We start from the raw sequence: 15889 nt of genomic DNA on the forward strand, positions 1-15889 counted from the left end.
GGCCAGTGAAGTCACTGGCCGGGGGCTTTGTCGTTGACACGTGGCGGGTCAGCGCCCGTCAGAAGCGGTACTTCGCACTCACGCCACCGGCCACCGCCGTCTCACCGGCACGCAGGCTGAGATCGCCACCGACATGCACGTTGAGTTGTCGGGTGACGCGGATGTCGGCGCCGAGGTCGGCGGTGAAGATGTCGCGCCCGAGCTTCACACCGCTGACGGTGAACGAGCGCGGCGCACCGAAGATCGCGTTCGTCAGGCTGCCCTGCGTGTCGCCGAACTCGTGCTCGTAAGCCAGACGCAACGACGGGATCACGCTGCCGCCTGCCGTGTTGACCAGCTCGCGCCAGAGTCGCACCCCGGCGATGACACGCCGCGAGTTGCTGGTTTGCGGACCAACGTGCAGCCCGTTGTTGCCCTGACCGGCATCGCGATCCGTTTCGTCATAGCCGTTCAGGCGCGTGTTGGCGATGCGCACACCGAGGAACGGGTCGACGTTCACGCCCCCCGCCAGCACCCGCTGGCCAACTTCGCCGAACAAGCCGAGCGTGCGACCGCCGGTCTTGCCCGAGACGCGCGCCGACACGTCGCGGGCCGCGACGGTGCGCTCGGTCGACACGTTGTGATTGGTGTAGAACACGCCGCCATTGGCAAACCAGCGCGTGTCGCTCAGATACGAGCCGTAGAGGCCGACACTGGCGCTTCTGACGTCGGACGAACCCGGCAGGTCGCTGGCCACCGAAGAGCGGGTGCCGATACCGAACGCCGCGCCCACCAGGGCGTTGCGATTGAGGCGCCTGTCGACTCCGAACGCGCCGTCGATCCCCTTCGTGGAAAAGCTCATGTCGTCGCTCTCCTGTCTCGCGCCCGTCCCTTTGAACGAACCCCAGACGGCCGTTCCGTTTTCCCCCGCGCGCTGACCGTTCGTCGCATTGCAATCGGGCAATGAGCCGCCGGCGAGCATGCGGGTCTGCATGCTGCTGCGGAACGTGTCGGCCGCACTGTAGGCTGCGGCGGCATTGTTCGCGAGCGACTCGCCGGAGAGCATGCGCGCGGCGCGGCGCTGCTCCGCCGAACCCGCAGGCAGCAGCACCAGTTGACCGAGCACGCTGCCGCCGACGCGACCCGACACGATGTCGTCGAGCGTCACCCCCTGGAGCGATGCCAGCACGCCTTGCTCGTTGCCCGAATACGGCGCATTGGGGTCGAGGAACGCAATGCCCTTGTTGGGATCGATGATGACCGAGCCGTCCTCGCCACCGTCGTCGGGGTTGGTCGGGATACTGCCGTACTCGACCTCGCCGAGTTTCACTTTGGCGTTAGGGCCGGGCACGATGACCTGAATCTTCTTCTCGAGCAGTTCCCTGGGCGAGACGGAATTGTCGATAGGACGCAGCACGACCTTGGTCTTGGTGAAATCGCCGTCCTTGTTCACCTCGAGCGTGCCGCGATGGATGCCGTCGGCGTCTTTCTTCGCGTCCGATTCGATTCTCGCCTTGTCGCCCTTCGACTCGTAGGAGTCGATCACAAGCCGGTAGCCATGCAGCTTGAGCGTACCGGCGTTCTCGAATTTCTTGACGTCGTAGACGTCGTTGGCGAGCGCGATGGTCCCGGGCTCGGAGATGGTCAGCAAGCCGGTGCCGAGCGCGTTGCGATGCGCGGCAAGCAGTGTGCCGTTTTCAACGTTCAGTGTTTCGATGCCGCTTTGGTCGCCGCTGAACGTGAGATGCCCGGTGCCGACCTTGGTGACATGGGCGCCGTGCGATCCCAACACGTCTTTGCCGATTTCCCCCGCGAACGCTTCGTCTCGTCCGAGCGCACCCAGTTTGAGATGCGTATCTCCGGTACCGACATGGCCATTTCCGCTCAAGGAGCCGATCGTCAGCGTGGGGGCATCCGTGCCCGCTTTCTCACCGTCTTTCACACCATCTTTCGCGCTCTCAGCCTTGATTTCCGCCAGGTTGAGATAGCCGCCGTTCAACTCGATCGAGGCGGCATCCGCCGTCGTCTTGCCGCTCAGGTCGAGCATGCCGCTATTGACGATGCTCATCCGTTCCAGTTGCGTGTCTTCCATCGACAGCGCGACTTTGGACGTGTTTTCCAGATGGGCGTCGCCGCCTTTGGCGCCAATGAATTCCAGATGACCGCTGTTGCGAATCGTCGCCTTCTCGGCGCTCGACCCTTTGTCGAAAAGCCCCTGACCACCCTGCTCGATCATGATGTAGCTCGAACCGGCGTGGGTATCCTTGAGGAACCTCAATTGCCCTTTGTCCTTGATATCGATCGTCGCCCCACCGGCGCCCGTGCCGGCATCGAACTCGATGACACCGCCCGCCTCACCCGGCTGCGCGCCCTGCGAGACTCCCGCCACAAGGCTGATGTGCTTGGACGCGTTGTCGATGCCGGGGCCGCTCACGAATTTCAGAACGCCGTCGCTGCCGACATCCACGTCGAGCCGCCCCGGACCATCGATGCCTTCATGGACGCCCAATGTGCCCTTATTGACCAGCACCGTATGATTCGCGCCGTCCATGGCGCGAAGCAGGCCGACGTCGCGCTCGCGATTGTTGGTCCCTTCGATCGCGTCAGACACCAACCCGGAGCGCTGCGATATTTCCAGCGTCGTGTCTTTGGTGATGAGCGTCTCGCCGGCAGGCGGCCGGTCTGTGTCGGACATGAAATCGATCAGGTGTTGATCGTTCCATGTGACAGGCTTGGCCGGATCGTCCGACGCGACGCGCGGGGCTAATTCGCGCGTCTTCGCCAACCGCTCGGCTTCCGCCCCCTCGGCCGCCTGCTCCCAGCGGGCCTTCTTGTAGTGCACTGATTCATCCAATCGCTGCGCCTCATTGAGCGACTGCAATGAGGCGATCCACTCCTTGATCGCGCCTTCCAGTCGCTTTTCCAGCGCTTGTCGTTCCTGAGAGGCCCTGTCTATGGGGTTGGCCAGCGCCTCAAGCGACTCGACGTCTTTTTTCAGCGCGTTCAGTGCGTCCAGCCGGAACTGCTGCGATGGCGTGATTCCCGTCGGCGGAATACCGGCTTTAATCTTGTCGATTTCCCCCTGAATTTCCATCGCCGATTTATTCAATGCACTTTTTAGCTTATCGACGTCCTTGATATCTGTAATATCTTTTAATGGCGTGTGTAATGAATGACCCGCATCCGCAACAAATCTATCATCCGCTTCAGCAACGACTTTCTCATCGAGATCGTTTTTTGCTTTCTCCGCCAGCGCCGTCAATTCATTGATGCGATCTTCCTTCACGCTGTTACCGGCCGGGCTCGCCGCAAACGCCGATGGTACGCCGCCCATTGCAACCAGGGCGGCCGCCGCCGCCAAGCAAACCCTTGTCTGACCACGCGCATTAGACTTCGGACGATTCCCTCGCATTCGACAACTCCTTTTCAATTCGCCTCAAATGATGATTTCCCTCATCACGCTTCAGACAGTGGCTTGATAGCCGCCATCGTTCCGGCAAATTCTAGGAGTCGATTTCTTCGAATCGGCTGACTACTCTATAGCTTTGATACTTAACCCAAGATCACGAAATTTATCGAATAAACGTCAAATCCCAATTTAATTCATTTTATTTTTCCAACAATCGCTCACCATCACACCGGATCAATACATCAAGCACCCAAATTCATGCGCATGTGATGTCCTGACGCCACACGTTCCGGCGAAAAAGGAGGCATTTCCCTCGTCCATTTTTTGAACAAAAAACCCGCCACGCCCCTGCGGACGTGACGGGTTTCCTTTCCCATCCGTGCTGATCGCGTGAGCCTGTGACCCACGCAATCCGATCAGCAACGCTTAGAAGCGATACTTCGCTGAAATGCCACCGGCCAGGGCGCTCTCACCCTTGCGCACACTGACGTTGCCGCCCAGATGCACGTCGAGCCGTTTCTTGAGCTGGAGATCGACGCCGAAATCGGCCGTGAAGACTTCACGACCCAGCTTCGGACCCTTCACGTTGAACGCGCGCGGCGCGCCGTAGATCGTGTTCGTCAGGCTGCTTTGCGTGTTACCGAACTCGTGCTCGTAGGCCAGACGCAGTGACGGCGTGAGCTTGCCGCCTTCGAAGTTGAACACGTCACGCGAGAAGCGCACGCCCAGCACGCTGCGGGCCGACGTTTGCGACTGTGCGCCGACCTTCAGGCCATCGTTGCCGGCCGTGCCGTCGCGATTCGTCTCGTCGAACGCATTCAGCTTCGTCGACGCGATGCGCATGCCCACCGACGGATCGACACGGAACCCTGCCACGTCGAAGCGCTTGCCGATCTCGCCGAATGCACCGAACGTGTTGCCGCCGGTCTTGCCCGACAGACGCGCCGAGGCATTGCGCGCCGCGACGGTACGGTCGGTCGTGACACTGTGATTCGTGTACGAAACGCCCCCGTTCACGAACAGATCGGCATCGTTCAGATGCGAGCCGTACAGGCCCACGCTGACGCTGTTGATCTTCGATTCGCCCGGCATACCGTCAGCCTTCACGTTCTGGTTGCCCATGCCGATGGATGCCCCGACGACGGTGCCGCGACCGACACGTTTGTCGACACCGATGGCGCCGTCGATACCGCGAACGTCGAACGACAGCGCGTCGCCACGTTGCGTCGAGTTGCCGCCGGCGAACGATGCCCAGCCAGCGATACCCGAGTCGTCCGTACGCACGCCGTTCGCCGTCTTGTCGTCGAGCATCGCGCCCCCGGCGACCATGCGCGACTGCATGCCGCGCTGGAACGCCGTGGCGGCGCCCTGGGCCGCGGTGGCGTTGTTCAGTAGCGACTCACCCGACAGCAGGGCGGCCGAACGACGTTGCTCTGCGGAGCCCGCCGTTTGCAGCGCCATCTCGGAAAGCACTTTGCCGCCGATCTTGCCGGAGGTCAGCTCGCCCACCGTGACGCCGTCGACCGAAGCGAGCACCGCTTTTTCGTTGGCACGGTAGCCGGCATCCGCCGCCAGATAGCGCACGACGTTCTGACTGGTGATGAGTCCCGTCGGATTGTTCGGATCGACGGGCTTCGTCGTGTCGGGATTGTTCGGGTCTACCGGCTTTTTCGTGTCGGGATTGTTCGGATCGTCCGGGTTGTTCGTGTCCGGGCCATCGGGATCGGTCGGCTTGGTTGTCTTGCCGCCGGTGATGCTACCCACGGTGACCTTGCCCAGCGTCGCCGTTTTTCCTTCGGCAACGCTCACGACACCGAGCTTGTCCTGAACGTCGGCGAGAGCGATGTCGTCAGCCACGCTCACGTTGATTTCCGTTTGCGTGAAATCGCTGTCCTGGGACACCTGAATCGCACCGCTGGTCACCTGAGCGCCCACCTTTTCCACCCGCGACTGGATTTTCGCCCCGGGCTTCGACGTGTACTTCTCCACGGCGAGCTTGTGGGTGCCGAGATCCACCTTGCCCGCGTTATCGAAATGGCCGACGCCCTCGACGCCGGATAACAGCGAGACCGCGCCCTTCTCAGCCACAGTGACAGTCCCGGAGCCCAGCGCGTTGACGTGGGCAGCTGACACGGTACCCCCCTCGACGCGCAGGCTCGTGATGCCACGCTGGTCACCCGCCAGCGTCAGATTACCGACGCCGACCTTGACCACTTCCGAGCCGGTTGGCGTCGCACCGACTTGCGGCGCCGTCGGGTTCGCACGAAGGATGCCGGAGGCATTCGACGCAGTATTCGACGCGACGGCATTACGCTTGATGGAGCCCTCGAAGTGATCGTCTTCGTTGCGCTCGCCGAGCACGAGCTTCGTGTCGCCGGTCAACACATCGCCGAACCCCGACAACGCGCCGATGGACAGCGTCTTTTCCGCCTTGCGTCCCGGCGCGGCAGCCGTGACCTTCGAGATATCCAGCGTCCCGCCGAACATGTCGATCTTCGCGGAATGCGCCGTCGTATTGCCCGACATTTCGGCCGTCCCGACGTTCACCAGGGACAGTGCCTCAAGCTCGGTGTCCTTGATGTAGAGATTTCCGCTGGCGCCGTTGATGATGTTCGCTTGTCCCCCTCGCGAACCATTGATGACAGCGGTCCCGAGGTTGACGACTTCCGAGGTGTCCAGTGCGGAATCGACGAAACCGACAAGCGACGTGCGATCGTTGGCAATTTCGGCCTGCGCGAGCTTCGAGTGCTTGAACTCGACCGTTCCCCCTTGATTGGAAACGTTCGATACGGCGGCGTCCGCTTCGTCGAAACGCACCTCGCCCCCGTCGCGCACGCCAATATCACTGCGCCCCGCGTTGGCGCCCTTTGCGAAAGTCAGCTTCCCGTGGTCGAACACGTCGATCACGGCATGCCCGGCGCTGGTGCCCTCACCGAACACGATCTCTCCGCCCTTACCGGTATTGCCGATACCCCGTCCCGCACTCAGCGACACCGTTTCCATGTCATGGGCAATGCCTGCGCCGCCCTTGAAATTCAGTTGACCGTCGGTACTGACGGCAATGGTCAGTTCCCCCTGACCTTCGATGCCCTGATACACGTTGAGCGTTCCGTCGGTCACCGTCACCAGATGCGCAGCGTCATCCAGCGCACGAAGCGTGCCGATCTCACGCTTTTTGCCCGTAGCGCCGGCCAGCGCGTCGGACCGATCGCCCGAGGCCGAGGTCAGCTCCAGCGTGGTGTCCTTCGTGATGACAGCGTGCGTATCGGAAACCGCTTCTGCGCCCATGAAGTTTGTCAGATGCTTGTCGCTCCAGGTCAGCGCGCCGTCGTGCTTCGCGGCGTTCGGCGTGGTCGCATCGAGTTGGCGCGTGGCCTTGAGCGCGGCAAGCGCGCTTTCCGATGTCGCGCCGGTCAGGCGCGCTTCCTTCATCGCCAGCCGGTCGGCCTGACGCTGAACGGGAGCCAGCGCCGCCCGACTTTCCCCGGCGAAGGACGCGTGGTTGCCGACCTCCTTGCCCAAATCACCCAGCGCCTTTGTCAGCGCCTTATCGTCTTTGCTCGTCGCAGCCGCCGCTGCATCGAGTTTCTTTTTCAGGTTCTCGAGAGATTTTTTCTTTGCAACACCGGCGGACGACAACTTCTGGTCGTCGATATTCAGAATTTCGCCGAACGTCGCATTGAGAAGAAGAAGCAGTGCATCGCGATCCTCCTTTTTCAGATCAGCCTGATTATCGATTGCCGCCAGAATGGAAGTTTTATGCTCATCCACAGCTTCCGAAAATTCCCGTGTTGCAACCAGTTTCTCCAAATTAGGCGCGATCGCTTTAATTTCGTTTTTAATCTCAGCAATTCTGGAATTTCGGTCACTTTCCCACTGAGCAGTCGGCTGGGGGACTGCCGACGCCGTCGCATTCATGGGCAACGCAGCTGTCGCGACGACCGCCGCAGCGGCCATGCAGATCGTGGTCTGACGCAGGACTTTCGAGTTCGGACAAATCTTTTGCATTCGATAAATCTCAATTGAATACGCAATAGACGATGGAATTCATTCACCGTCACCACAACAGCGGCATACTTGCCACCGTCAAGGCTGCGAATTCTAGAGACGACCTATCGAAATCTAATCAAAACCCGGGGTTTTTGGTAATTACCCCACAATTACATCAAAATCGAAGATTAGGATGATCCATAAAACATTAAGTTATTGATTTTAAGGATCATCCCAAAATAATAAAGATAACTCTTCTTATTCACCCAAAGTCATGGATGCGTGCGGCGCCCGCGCAACGCCGCATCACCGTCTTTCAGTCACATCCCACCACGATATTTCTGACGTCGCGAGTTGCGATTGCGACGGCGAGCGCGCCCCTCCCCGACGCGTCCGCACGTCCTCGGCGTCTCGCACGGCCATAAAAAAACCCGCCGTACCCTTTCGGGCACGACGGGTTTTCCGTCATTCTCAAGACCGTGGGAGCCGGCAGGGCCACCACCGCCCCGCATGCGTCATCACATGCGCGCTGACGCGCTACGCGACATCACGCCACCGGCTTGCGCTTGGGCTTGATATCGGTGCTGTCGATTTCTTCGAGCACGTCGCGGAATTCCGCAATGTCCTCGAAGCTTCGATACACCGAGGCGAAGCGGATGTAGGCGATCTTGTCCAGCCGCTTCAGCTCGCGCATCACCAGTTCACCGATGCGCTGGCTCATCACTTCGCGCTCGGCCCCCGCCAGTAGCTTGTACTCGATGCGCGCGATCGCTGCATCCATCGCTTCGGCGCTGACGGGGCGCTTGCGAATCGCCAGTTGCATGCTGGCGCGCACTTTCGCACGGTCGTACTCGGCGCGGCTGCCGTCTTTCTTGACGACGGCCGGCATGGTGAGTTCGACACGCTCATACGTGGTGAATCGCTTATCGCACGACGGGCATTTCCGGCGCCGCCGAATGGCAGCGCCGTCTTCCGCTTCACGCGAGTCGATGACCTGCGTGTCGTCGTGCCGGCAGAACGGGCAGCGCATGCGTGCGACGCCTGTGGCTTAGCCGTAGACCGGGAAACGCTTGGTCAACTCGGCCACTTGTGCGCGCACGCGGGCCAGGTTTTCTGCGTCTTCCGGATTCTCGAGCACGTCGGCGATCAGGTTGCCGACCAGCTCGGCCTCGGCTTCCTTGAAACCGCGCGTGGTCATGGCCGGCGAGCCCAGACGCACGCCGCTTGTCACGAACGGCTTTTCCGGATCGTTCGGAATGGCGTTCTTGTTGACGGTGATGTGCGCTTCGCCCAGTGCGGCCTCAGCGGCCTTGCCGGTGATGTTCTTGGCGCGCAGGTCGACCAGCATCACGTGCGATTCCGTACGGCCCGACACGATGCGCAGACCACGCTTGACCAGCGTCTCGGCCATCACGCGGGCGTTCTTCGCGACTTGCTGTTGGTATTCCTTGAATTCCGGCGATGCGGCTTCCTTGAACGCGACGGCCTTGCCGGCGATCACGTGCATGAGCGGGCCGCCCTGGATACCCGGGAAAATCGCCGAGTTGATGGCCTTCTCGAATTCCGCCTTCATCAGGATCACGCCGCCGCGCGGGCCGCGCAGGCTCTTGTGCGTGGTCGTGGTGACGAAGTCGGCGTGCGGCACCGGGTTCGGGTACACGCCTGCGGCGATCAGACCGGCGTAATGCGCCATGTCGACCATGAAATACGCGCCGACCGACTTGGCGATCTGCGACATGCGCTCGAAATCGATCTTCAGCGCGAAGGCCGAGGCGCCAGCCACGATCATCTTCGGCTTATGTTGCTCTGCCAGCTTCTGGGCGGCGTCGTAATCGATGTCTTCGGCTTCGTTCAGGCCGTAGCTCACGACATTGAACCACTTGCCCGACATGTTGACCGGCGAACCGTGCGTCAGGTGACCACCGTGCGCGAGGCTCATGCCCATGATCGTGTCGCCCGGCTTGAGCATGGCGAAGTACACGCCCTGGTTGGCCTGCGAGCCCGAGTTCGGCTGCACGTTAGCGGCTTCTGCACCGAACAGCGCCTTCACACGGTCGATCGCCAGTTGTTCGACAATGTCGACGTACTCGCAACCGCCGTAGTAGCGCTTGCCCGGATAACCTTCCGCATACTTGTTGGTCAGTTGCGAGCCCTGCGCTTCCATCACGGCCGGGCTGGTGTAGTTTTCCGAAGCGATCAGTTCGATGTGATCTTCCTGACGCTGGTTTTCCTTCTGAATCGCGGCCCAGACGTCGGGATCGACGGAGGCAACGGTAGATTTCGATTTGTCGAACATGGCGGTTCCGTTGAATTGAACAGGTTTTCCGGGAGGGGATGCTGCGGCGCGCCTTCCTTTGTGCTTCGGAAGACGATAGACAGGGCAGCACCAACCATCACGGCTGCCCAGGCGAACGGCAAATAAGACCCCGGCGCTTCCCGGTGGGTTGCTCCACCTCGGGCACACAAGGCTGTGCACCCTAATCGCCAGTCACGCGGGGTTTGTGGCGTCGACAGTTTATGCGAGGTTGAGACGTTAGGCAACCGGCCCGGAAACTCGTACCACGACCTTGCCGAACGCCCCGCGGCGCAGGTGCGACAACGCCTGCCGGAAGTCCGCGAAATCGTAGACGGCATCCACCTGCGGCACGATCCCATGCCGGTCGACAGCCGTCACCAATGCCTCCAGCCCCTGCCGATGGCCCACACCGATACCCTGCACATGCGCCCGTTTGAGCAGCACCGGGTACACCGGGATTTGCAGGGTGTCCCCGCCCAGCATGCCGATGACCGACACCTTCCCGCCTGGCGCGAGCGCCGCCAGCGTCTCGCGCATGTCGCCCCCGGCCAGTTCCAGCACCTGCTCGACCCCGCGCCCTTCGGTCAGCCGGCACACCTCGTCCGACCAACCTTCCCGGCGTAGGACACCATGCGTGACGCCGAGCGCCGCCGCCCGGCGCAGCTTGTCTTCGCTCCCGCTCACGACGATGGCCTTCGCACCGTGCGCCGTCGCCAGTTGCGCCCCGAACAGCGCGACCCCGCCCGTCCCGATGATCAGAACCGTCTCGCCCGGTGCGAGCTTGCGGCCCGTGCCGAACAGCGCGTGCCAGGCCGTCAGCCCGGCGCAGGTCAGCGTCGACGCCGCCACATCGTCGAGGGTGGACGGCGCACGCACCAGCGACGCCTCGTCGAAAACCGCATATTCCCGTAGCACGCCCGTCAACGTGCCGCCAAAGATATTGAGCCCGGCCGGCGCCTGTTCGCCATCGACCCAGCGATCCCAGAAGGTATTGATCACGCGCTCACCCACCGCCACGCGCGTGACCCCGTCGCCCACCGCCACGACCTCCCCTGCCATGTCGGAACCGGGCACGAACGGAAATTCCACCGGCAATCCCATGCCGGTGTCGATCATGAGGGCATCGCGGTAATTGAGCGATACGGCGTTCACCCTGACCAGCACTTCGCCCGGACCGGGTGTCGGCACGGCCACCGTCGTCAGGTCGAGTGCCGCTTCCCCCCAGGTGGCCATTTGCCACTGTTGCATCGTTGTCATTGCCATCTCTCTGTTCATCGTTTCTCAATCGAAGATCCCGGCGCGCCGGGTGGACAGAGTTAGCTTATTGGAGAATACTTCGCGGCAGTGATGGCGATTTATCCACTAATTGGCGACATATGAGAACCAATGACACCTACACGCCCGATCGCCTCTCCGGCATTTCGGCGTTCGTGGCGGCGGTCGACGCGGGCAGCTTCGCCGGCGCGGCCGAGCGATTGCACCTGACCCGTTCGGCGGTCGCCAAACGGATCGCGCGACTGGAGACCCGACTGGGTGTCCGCCTGTTCCATCGCACTACCCGCAGCCAGCATCTGACCGACGAAGGGCAGACGTTCTATCAGCGGTGCACGAAGGTGCTCTCGGAACTGTCCGAAGCGGAAGATGAGTTAAGCGCCGGATCGCAAACGCCGATGGGCAGGCTACGCGTGACGATGCCCGTGCAGATCGGGCGGCAATGCATCGCGCCCGTCCTGCTGACGCTGGCGAAATCGCATTCGCAGTTGCGTCTGGAGATGTCGTTCTGCGACCACCGGATCGATCTGATCGAAGAAGGCTTCGATCTGGCCGTGCGCAGTGGACGTCTCGATGACACGCCCGGGCTCAAGGCGCGTCCGCTCGCCGAACAAACGATGTTGTTGTGCGCGTCGCCGGCATATCTCTCCGAACATGACGCACCGCAGACGACCGCCGATCTCGCCCATCATGAACGCCTGATGTACGGACGCGGCGGCAATCTCTATCAATGGCCCGCGCTCTCGATGCCGCCCGAGGCCATGTCGCGCGCGCCGCGCTTCGTCTTCGACGATCTTGTCGCGCTCGTGACCGCCGCCGAGCAAGGACTCGGCATCGCCTACGTTCCCCGTTGGGTCGCGATGCATCAACTGGACGCCGGAACGCTCGTGCATCTCCTGCCGCAGACCTATGCCCCGGGCACGCCGCTGCATCTGGTCTGGCCCGACACGCGGCACCCGTCCCCCAAGCTGCGCGCGGCGATCGACGCACTGTTGGCCTCGGCGCCGACGTGGACGTGACCGGCGCATGCATCGACGTCCATCGCCAGTACCGGACTCAAGGATTCGCCGACGTTGGCATCTGACGCTTCCATGCGGTCGCGGCCGTCGACTGACTGACGGCTGACGCCAGACCACCATCTCGCACATCGCCGGTCAGACACCCCGCGGACAACCAAACGGCTCCTGCTGCGCATCGATCGCCTGCGCGCGCATCGGATACATGCGCGCCCATGTCTGTGCGGCCCACGAGCCACCCAGCAATCGCACGAGGCTGTCTCGCCGCATCAGGAGATGCACGACCAGCGCCTCCGGATCACGAAGTTCCTTCATCGTGTCGCACGACGTATGGCCGGTTGTCTGAGACGTTTGCGCGCTCTGCGACAGGTATGCCACCTCATGGGCACGTGTCGCCCATCGCCGCATTTCCTGCGACGAAATTCGCCCGAGCCGATACGCCATTTCAGCGGCCAGTGCGCGTACGCCGTTGGGGTTCCGCAACGCCTCCGACATCGCTTTGCCCGTCACATCGCACGCCGCCCCGCTCAGCCCCGAAAGTCGCCGCACGAAGGGCGCGTAGTGTTCGCCATAGGGAAATTGTGTGAGATCGGCCAGTGCATCATCGGGTAGCGTAGCTGCGAAGCTCGCCGCCTCCCGGCGAAACGTCGACGTCAGCGGCGGCAGCGACGTCAACGTCTTGCGCTGGTTGAGCGCCACGTCGTACCCGTCGACCTTGCGCGTGTGCTGAAACGCCAGATCGAGGCACGCATCGAAATCCAGCGACATCACGTAAGGCAGGTCGTTCTTGTCGCGCCAGACCCCGATGTTCTCCATGAACACGTTGCAGAGATCCCAGTTACCGAGCCAGAGCGCTGCAATGTAATGACGCTCCAGTGCACATTGGTAGACGTCCGGGAGTGCGTGACAAAGCAGGCGACGCATGGCAATACGGTGCCCGAGTGCTTCGGCATGCACCTGCGCCATTTCACCGTCGAGGTGATAGAACGGCAGACCGCCCGCCGTCTCCACGGCCTGCGCCATGCGTTGCCCTGCGGCGCGCGCCTGTCCCCTTGCGTGTTGCAGTGTCTCGACATCGGGAGGATGTGCACCGCCGATGACGCGCCACGCGTCGTCGCTCTCGAGCCAGTCGCCGAGATTGCGGTAGGTCTCGAGAAACGTCGTTGCCAGATAGAGACGTTCGGGGGCCTGTGTGCCATCGAACGCCTGCGAACAGCCGCGCACCAGAATGGCGGTCGGCGTGGCGAGCCCGAGCGCACCGAAAAGCCGCGACGCCAGCCAGGCCTGCGCGGCATGCCCTGCGCTCGGACATGCCTTCACGACGTATTGCGGTGCGTCCGCCGGCGCAAGATGCGAGGTGGGTGATGTGTGGGGAAGGGATGCCGCCGATGCCGCCGACACGCCGTGCGTCGAAAGCGACATACGGATGGCGGACCCGGCACTTCCCATGGGCGCCGCAGCGCACACCCGCATCGCCGATGAAAAATCGTAGGGACCGATGTCCGGCAACGGCGCCCCGCTACCATCGTGTCCGACAACCGCGCCGAATACGCCGAACGTGCCGGCTTCGGGTAGCGTGTCGGCGCGCTGCCTGATGTCGTCTCTCCTCCAGTCGAACCGTGTGTTTCCCTGACCGATACCCGCATTGACGTGCATCACGACGCTCCTTGGTCGTAGCACGGAGACCGGTGCGCATACGCGGCAACGGTCTCCCGATTAAGATCGGCAAATCTTGCTGCGGTACCGAACGGCCAGCTTTCGAAAATGGGGCAACATCGGATAATTCCGCCTCGACACCCGGCGCATCGAGGCGCTACGTCTTATAACTCGATCTTCGTGCCCAGCACCGCGAGGAACTGCGCGATCCATGCGGGATGTGCGGGCCACGCTGGTGCGGTGACGAGTTTGCCGTCGGTATGGGCATCGTCGATGGCGATTTCCATGTACTTCCCACCGGCCAGCCGCACTTCCGGCGCACAGGCCGGATACGCCGAGCATTCGCGCCCTTCGATCACGCCAGCGGCCGCGAGCAACTGCGCGCCGTGGCAGATGGCGGCGATCGGCTTGTCGTTTTCGGCAAAGTGACGAACGGCGGCGAGCACTGCGTCGTTCAGACGCAGGTACTCCGGCGCGCGTCCGCCGGGGATGACCAGCGCGTCGAAGTCGGACGGCGACAGGCCGTCGAACGTAGCATTCAGCGTAAAGTCGTGACCGCGCTTTTCGCTGTACGTCTGATCGCCTTCGAAATCATGAATCGCGGTGCGCACCTTGTCGCCCGCCTTCTTGCCGGGACAGACGACTTCCACGCGATGTCCCACGGCCATCAGTGCCTGCACCGGCACCATCAGTTCGTAGTCTTCGACGTAATCGCCCGCCAGCACCAGAATCCGCTTCTTGCCCATGTGACTCTCCGTTCAGAGAAAAAATGGAAGGGAAACAGCCCCTCCATATTACTCAATTCCAGTGACATCTCCGGGACCGGGGTAACAGCACACGCAAACATCCGGACAAAAAAAACCGCGTGCCGAAACACGCGGTGTCAAGTCGGCGCAAAACGCCGTCGGTCAATCATCAGGCACTGCGCGATGTGGTCCAACGCCGCCCCTCCATCCCCACACCGGGCACGCGCCCCGAATCTCAATAAGTCTCCAGATGCAGGCGCCCTTCCGTCTTCATCCGTTGCCAGAGCGACGGCCAGTCGAGTCCGGCCTCGCCTGCGATGGTCTGCAACACTTGCAGCACGCCGTCCTCCATGCCCTTCAGCCCGCACACGTAGATGTACGTGTGATCGTGACGCAGCAGTGCCGCCACATCGGCCGCCCGCTCGCGCATCGCGTCCTGCACGTAACGCTTGGGCTGCCCCGGGGTGCGCGAGAACGCGAGATTGGTGTCGATGAAATCCTTCGGCAGATTGAGCAGCGGCCCGAAGTACGGCAACTCGCCTTGCGTGCGCGCACCGAAGAACAGCATCAGCTTGCCGGTCGCGCCCTTCATGCGGCGACGACGGCGATACTCCGTCATCGCGCGCATCGGCGCCGCGCCCGTGCCGGTGCAGATCATCAGCAGATGCGAATCCGCGTGATTGGGCATGAGGAACGTGCTGCCGAACGGCCCCATCACATTCACCACATCCCCCTTCTTCAGGTCGCAAAGGTAGTTCGAGCACACCCCGCCGACCGCCTGCCCGTGATGATCTTTCGTCACGCGTTTGACCGTCAGCGCCAGGTTGTTATACCCGGGACGCTCGCCGTCGCGCGGCGACGCGATCGAGTACTGACGCGCATGATGCGCCCGCCCGTCGGCCGTGGTGCCCGGCGCAATGATGCCGATGGATTGCCCTTCGAGCACCGGGAACGGCTGCTTGCCGAAGTCGAGCACGATGTGATGGATGTCGCTCTCGGTGCTCGCATCCGTCACGCGATAGTTACCGACCACCGTGGCCTGCACCGGGGCCTTGTGGTTATACAGATTGACGTACGGCTTGGCAGCCGACCACGGCGGGACGACCGACCCGCGCACGAGGTCCGACCCCCCGATCACCGGCTCGGCAGACTCGGCACCGCCCGTCGACCCGCCGCCGGCAGCGCCCTCGGTCGCCTCACCGATCGAACCCTGCCCGGCAAGCGTATCGTCCTGCACGGGCAGTTCGTCCCACGTGAGCTGCTCGTCGACGGGGTAGGCCTCGGCCCTGAGCACGTCGCGCCAGTTGTCGATAGCCCCCGTCGGGCACGGCGAGATACACGCCATGCACCCATTGCACGTGTCCGCGCGCACAACGTAATTGTTCTCGTCGTGCGTGATCGCGTCGATCGGACACGTCTCCTCGCAGGTATTGCAGCGAATGCAGATCTCCGGATCGATCAGATGCTGCTTCAGAACTTCGACCGGAACGGGGCCGTTCATGATGCTGTCTCCTTGTGGGGATGG

General features: G+C 62.4%; 11 protein-coding genes and 1 riboswitch. Of the genes, 3 read left to right on the forward strand and 8 right to left on the reverse strand.

Features of this window, described 5'->3' with window-relative positions; translation table 11 throughout:
- Nucleotides 1–58: 58 nt before the first annotated feature.
- A complete protein-coding gene (locus tag PCA20602_RS10655; RefSeq protein WP_174980970.1) occupies nt 59–3073 on the reverse strand; it encodes an autotransporter domain-containing protein in 3015 nt (1004 codons plus the stop codon).
- Between the two features lie 78 nt (nt 3074–3151).
- On the opposite strand from PCA20602_RS10655, the gene PCA20602_RS25595 reads away from it, so the two are divergent.
- On the forward strand, nt 3152–3511 hold the full coding sequence (locus PCA20602_RS25595) for a hypothetical protein (protein WP_174980972.1): 360 nt from the start codon (nt 3152–3154) through the stop codon (nt 3509–3511).
- 303 nt (nt 3512–3814) lie between these two features.
- On the opposite strand, the gene PCA20602_RS26190 is transcribed toward PCA20602_RS25595, so the two are convergent.
- Nucleotides 3815–6910 (reverse strand): autotransporter family protein, encoded by a 3096-nt coding sequence (locus PCA20602_RS26190; RefSeq protein ID WP_150721215.1) that lies wholly within the window; start codon nt 6908–6910, stop codon nt 3815–3817.
- Here PCA20602_RS26190 and PCA20602_RS10665 point away from each other — a divergent pair.
- Nucleotides 6887–7414, forward strand: a complete 528-nt coding sequence (locus tag PCA20602_RS10665) for a hypothetical protein (RefSeq protein WP_150721216.1) — start codon at nt 6887–6889, stop codon at nt 7412–7414. The two genes, PCA20602_RS26190 and PCA20602_RS10665, sit on opposite strands and share 24 nt — an antisense overlap.
- 511 nt (nt 7415–7925) lie before the next feature.
- On the opposite strand, the gene nrdR is transcribed toward PCA20602_RS10665, so the two are convergent.
- The 3 genes from nrdR to PCA20602_RS10680 form a co-directional block, all read right to left on the reverse strand.
- Nucleotides 7926–8408 (reverse strand): transcriptional regulator NrdR, encoded by a 483-nt coding sequence (gene nrdR / locus PCA20602_RS10670; RefSeq protein ID WP_150721217.1) that lies wholly within the window; start codon nt 8406–8408, stop codon nt 7926–7928.
- A gap of 18 nt (nt 8409–8426) precedes the next feature.
- Nucleotides 8427–9674, reverse strand: a complete 1248-nt coding sequence (gene glyA / locus PCA20602_RS10675) for a serine hydroxymethyltransferase (RefSeq protein WP_069344733.1) — start codon at nt 9672–9674, stop codon at nt 8427–8429.
- Nucleotides 9675–9772: 98 nt separating this feature from the next.
- Nucleotides 9773–9880: riboswitch (ZMP/ZTP riboswitch) on the reverse strand.
- 31 nt (nt 9881–9911) lie between these two features.
- Nucleotides 9912–10922, reverse strand: coding sequence for a zinc-dependent alcohol dehydrogenase family protein (locus PCA20602_RS10680; RefSeq protein ID WP_150721390.1), 1011 nt, complete (start codon nt 10920–10922; stop codon nt 9912–9914).
- A 128-nt stretch (nt 10923–11050) separates the two neighbouring features.
- Between PCA20602_RS10680 and PCA20602_RS10685 the strand changes: the two genes are divergently transcribed.
- The gene (locus PCA20602_RS10685; protein ID WP_150721218.1) at nt 11051–11965 is read left to right on the forward strand and encodes a LysR family transcriptional regulator; all 915 of its coding nucleotides are present in this window, start codon (nt 11051–11053) and stop codon (nt 11963–11965) included.
- Between the two features lie 135 nt (nt 11966–12100).
- Here the strand turns inward: PCA20602_RS10685 and PCA20602_RS10690 are convergent, their stop codons facing one another.
- The 3 genes from PCA20602_RS10690 to boxA all read right to left on the reverse strand — a co-directional run bounded on the left by PCA20602_RS10690 (nt 12101) and on the right by boxA (nt 15865).
- Nucleotides 12101–13618 (reverse strand): hypothetical protein, encoded by a 1518-nt coding sequence (locus tag PCA20602_RS10690; protein WP_174980973.1) that lies wholly within the window; start codon nt 13616–13618, stop codon nt 12101–12103.
- Between the two features lie 164 nt (nt 13619–13782).
- A complete protein-coding gene (locus PCA20602_RS10695) occupies nt 13783–14364 on the reverse strand; it encodes a DJ-1/PfpI family protein (RefSeq protein WP_150721220.1) in 582 nt (193 codons plus the stop codon).
- Between the two features lie 235 nt (nt 14365–14599).
- A complete protein-coding gene (gene boxA, locus PCA20602_RS10700; RefSeq protein WP_150721221.1) occupies nt 14600–15865 on the reverse strand; it encodes a benzoyl-CoA 2,3-epoxidase subunit BoxA in 1266 nt (421 codons plus the stop codon).
- Nucleotides 15866–15889 lie beyond the last annotated feature (24 nt).

Origin of the sequence: Pandoraea capi, assembly GCF_902459735.1 — a bacterium.
Taxonomy (GTDB): domain Bacteria; phylum Pseudomonadota; class Gammaproteobacteria; order Burkholderiales; family Burkholderiaceae; genus Pandoraea; species Pandoraea capi.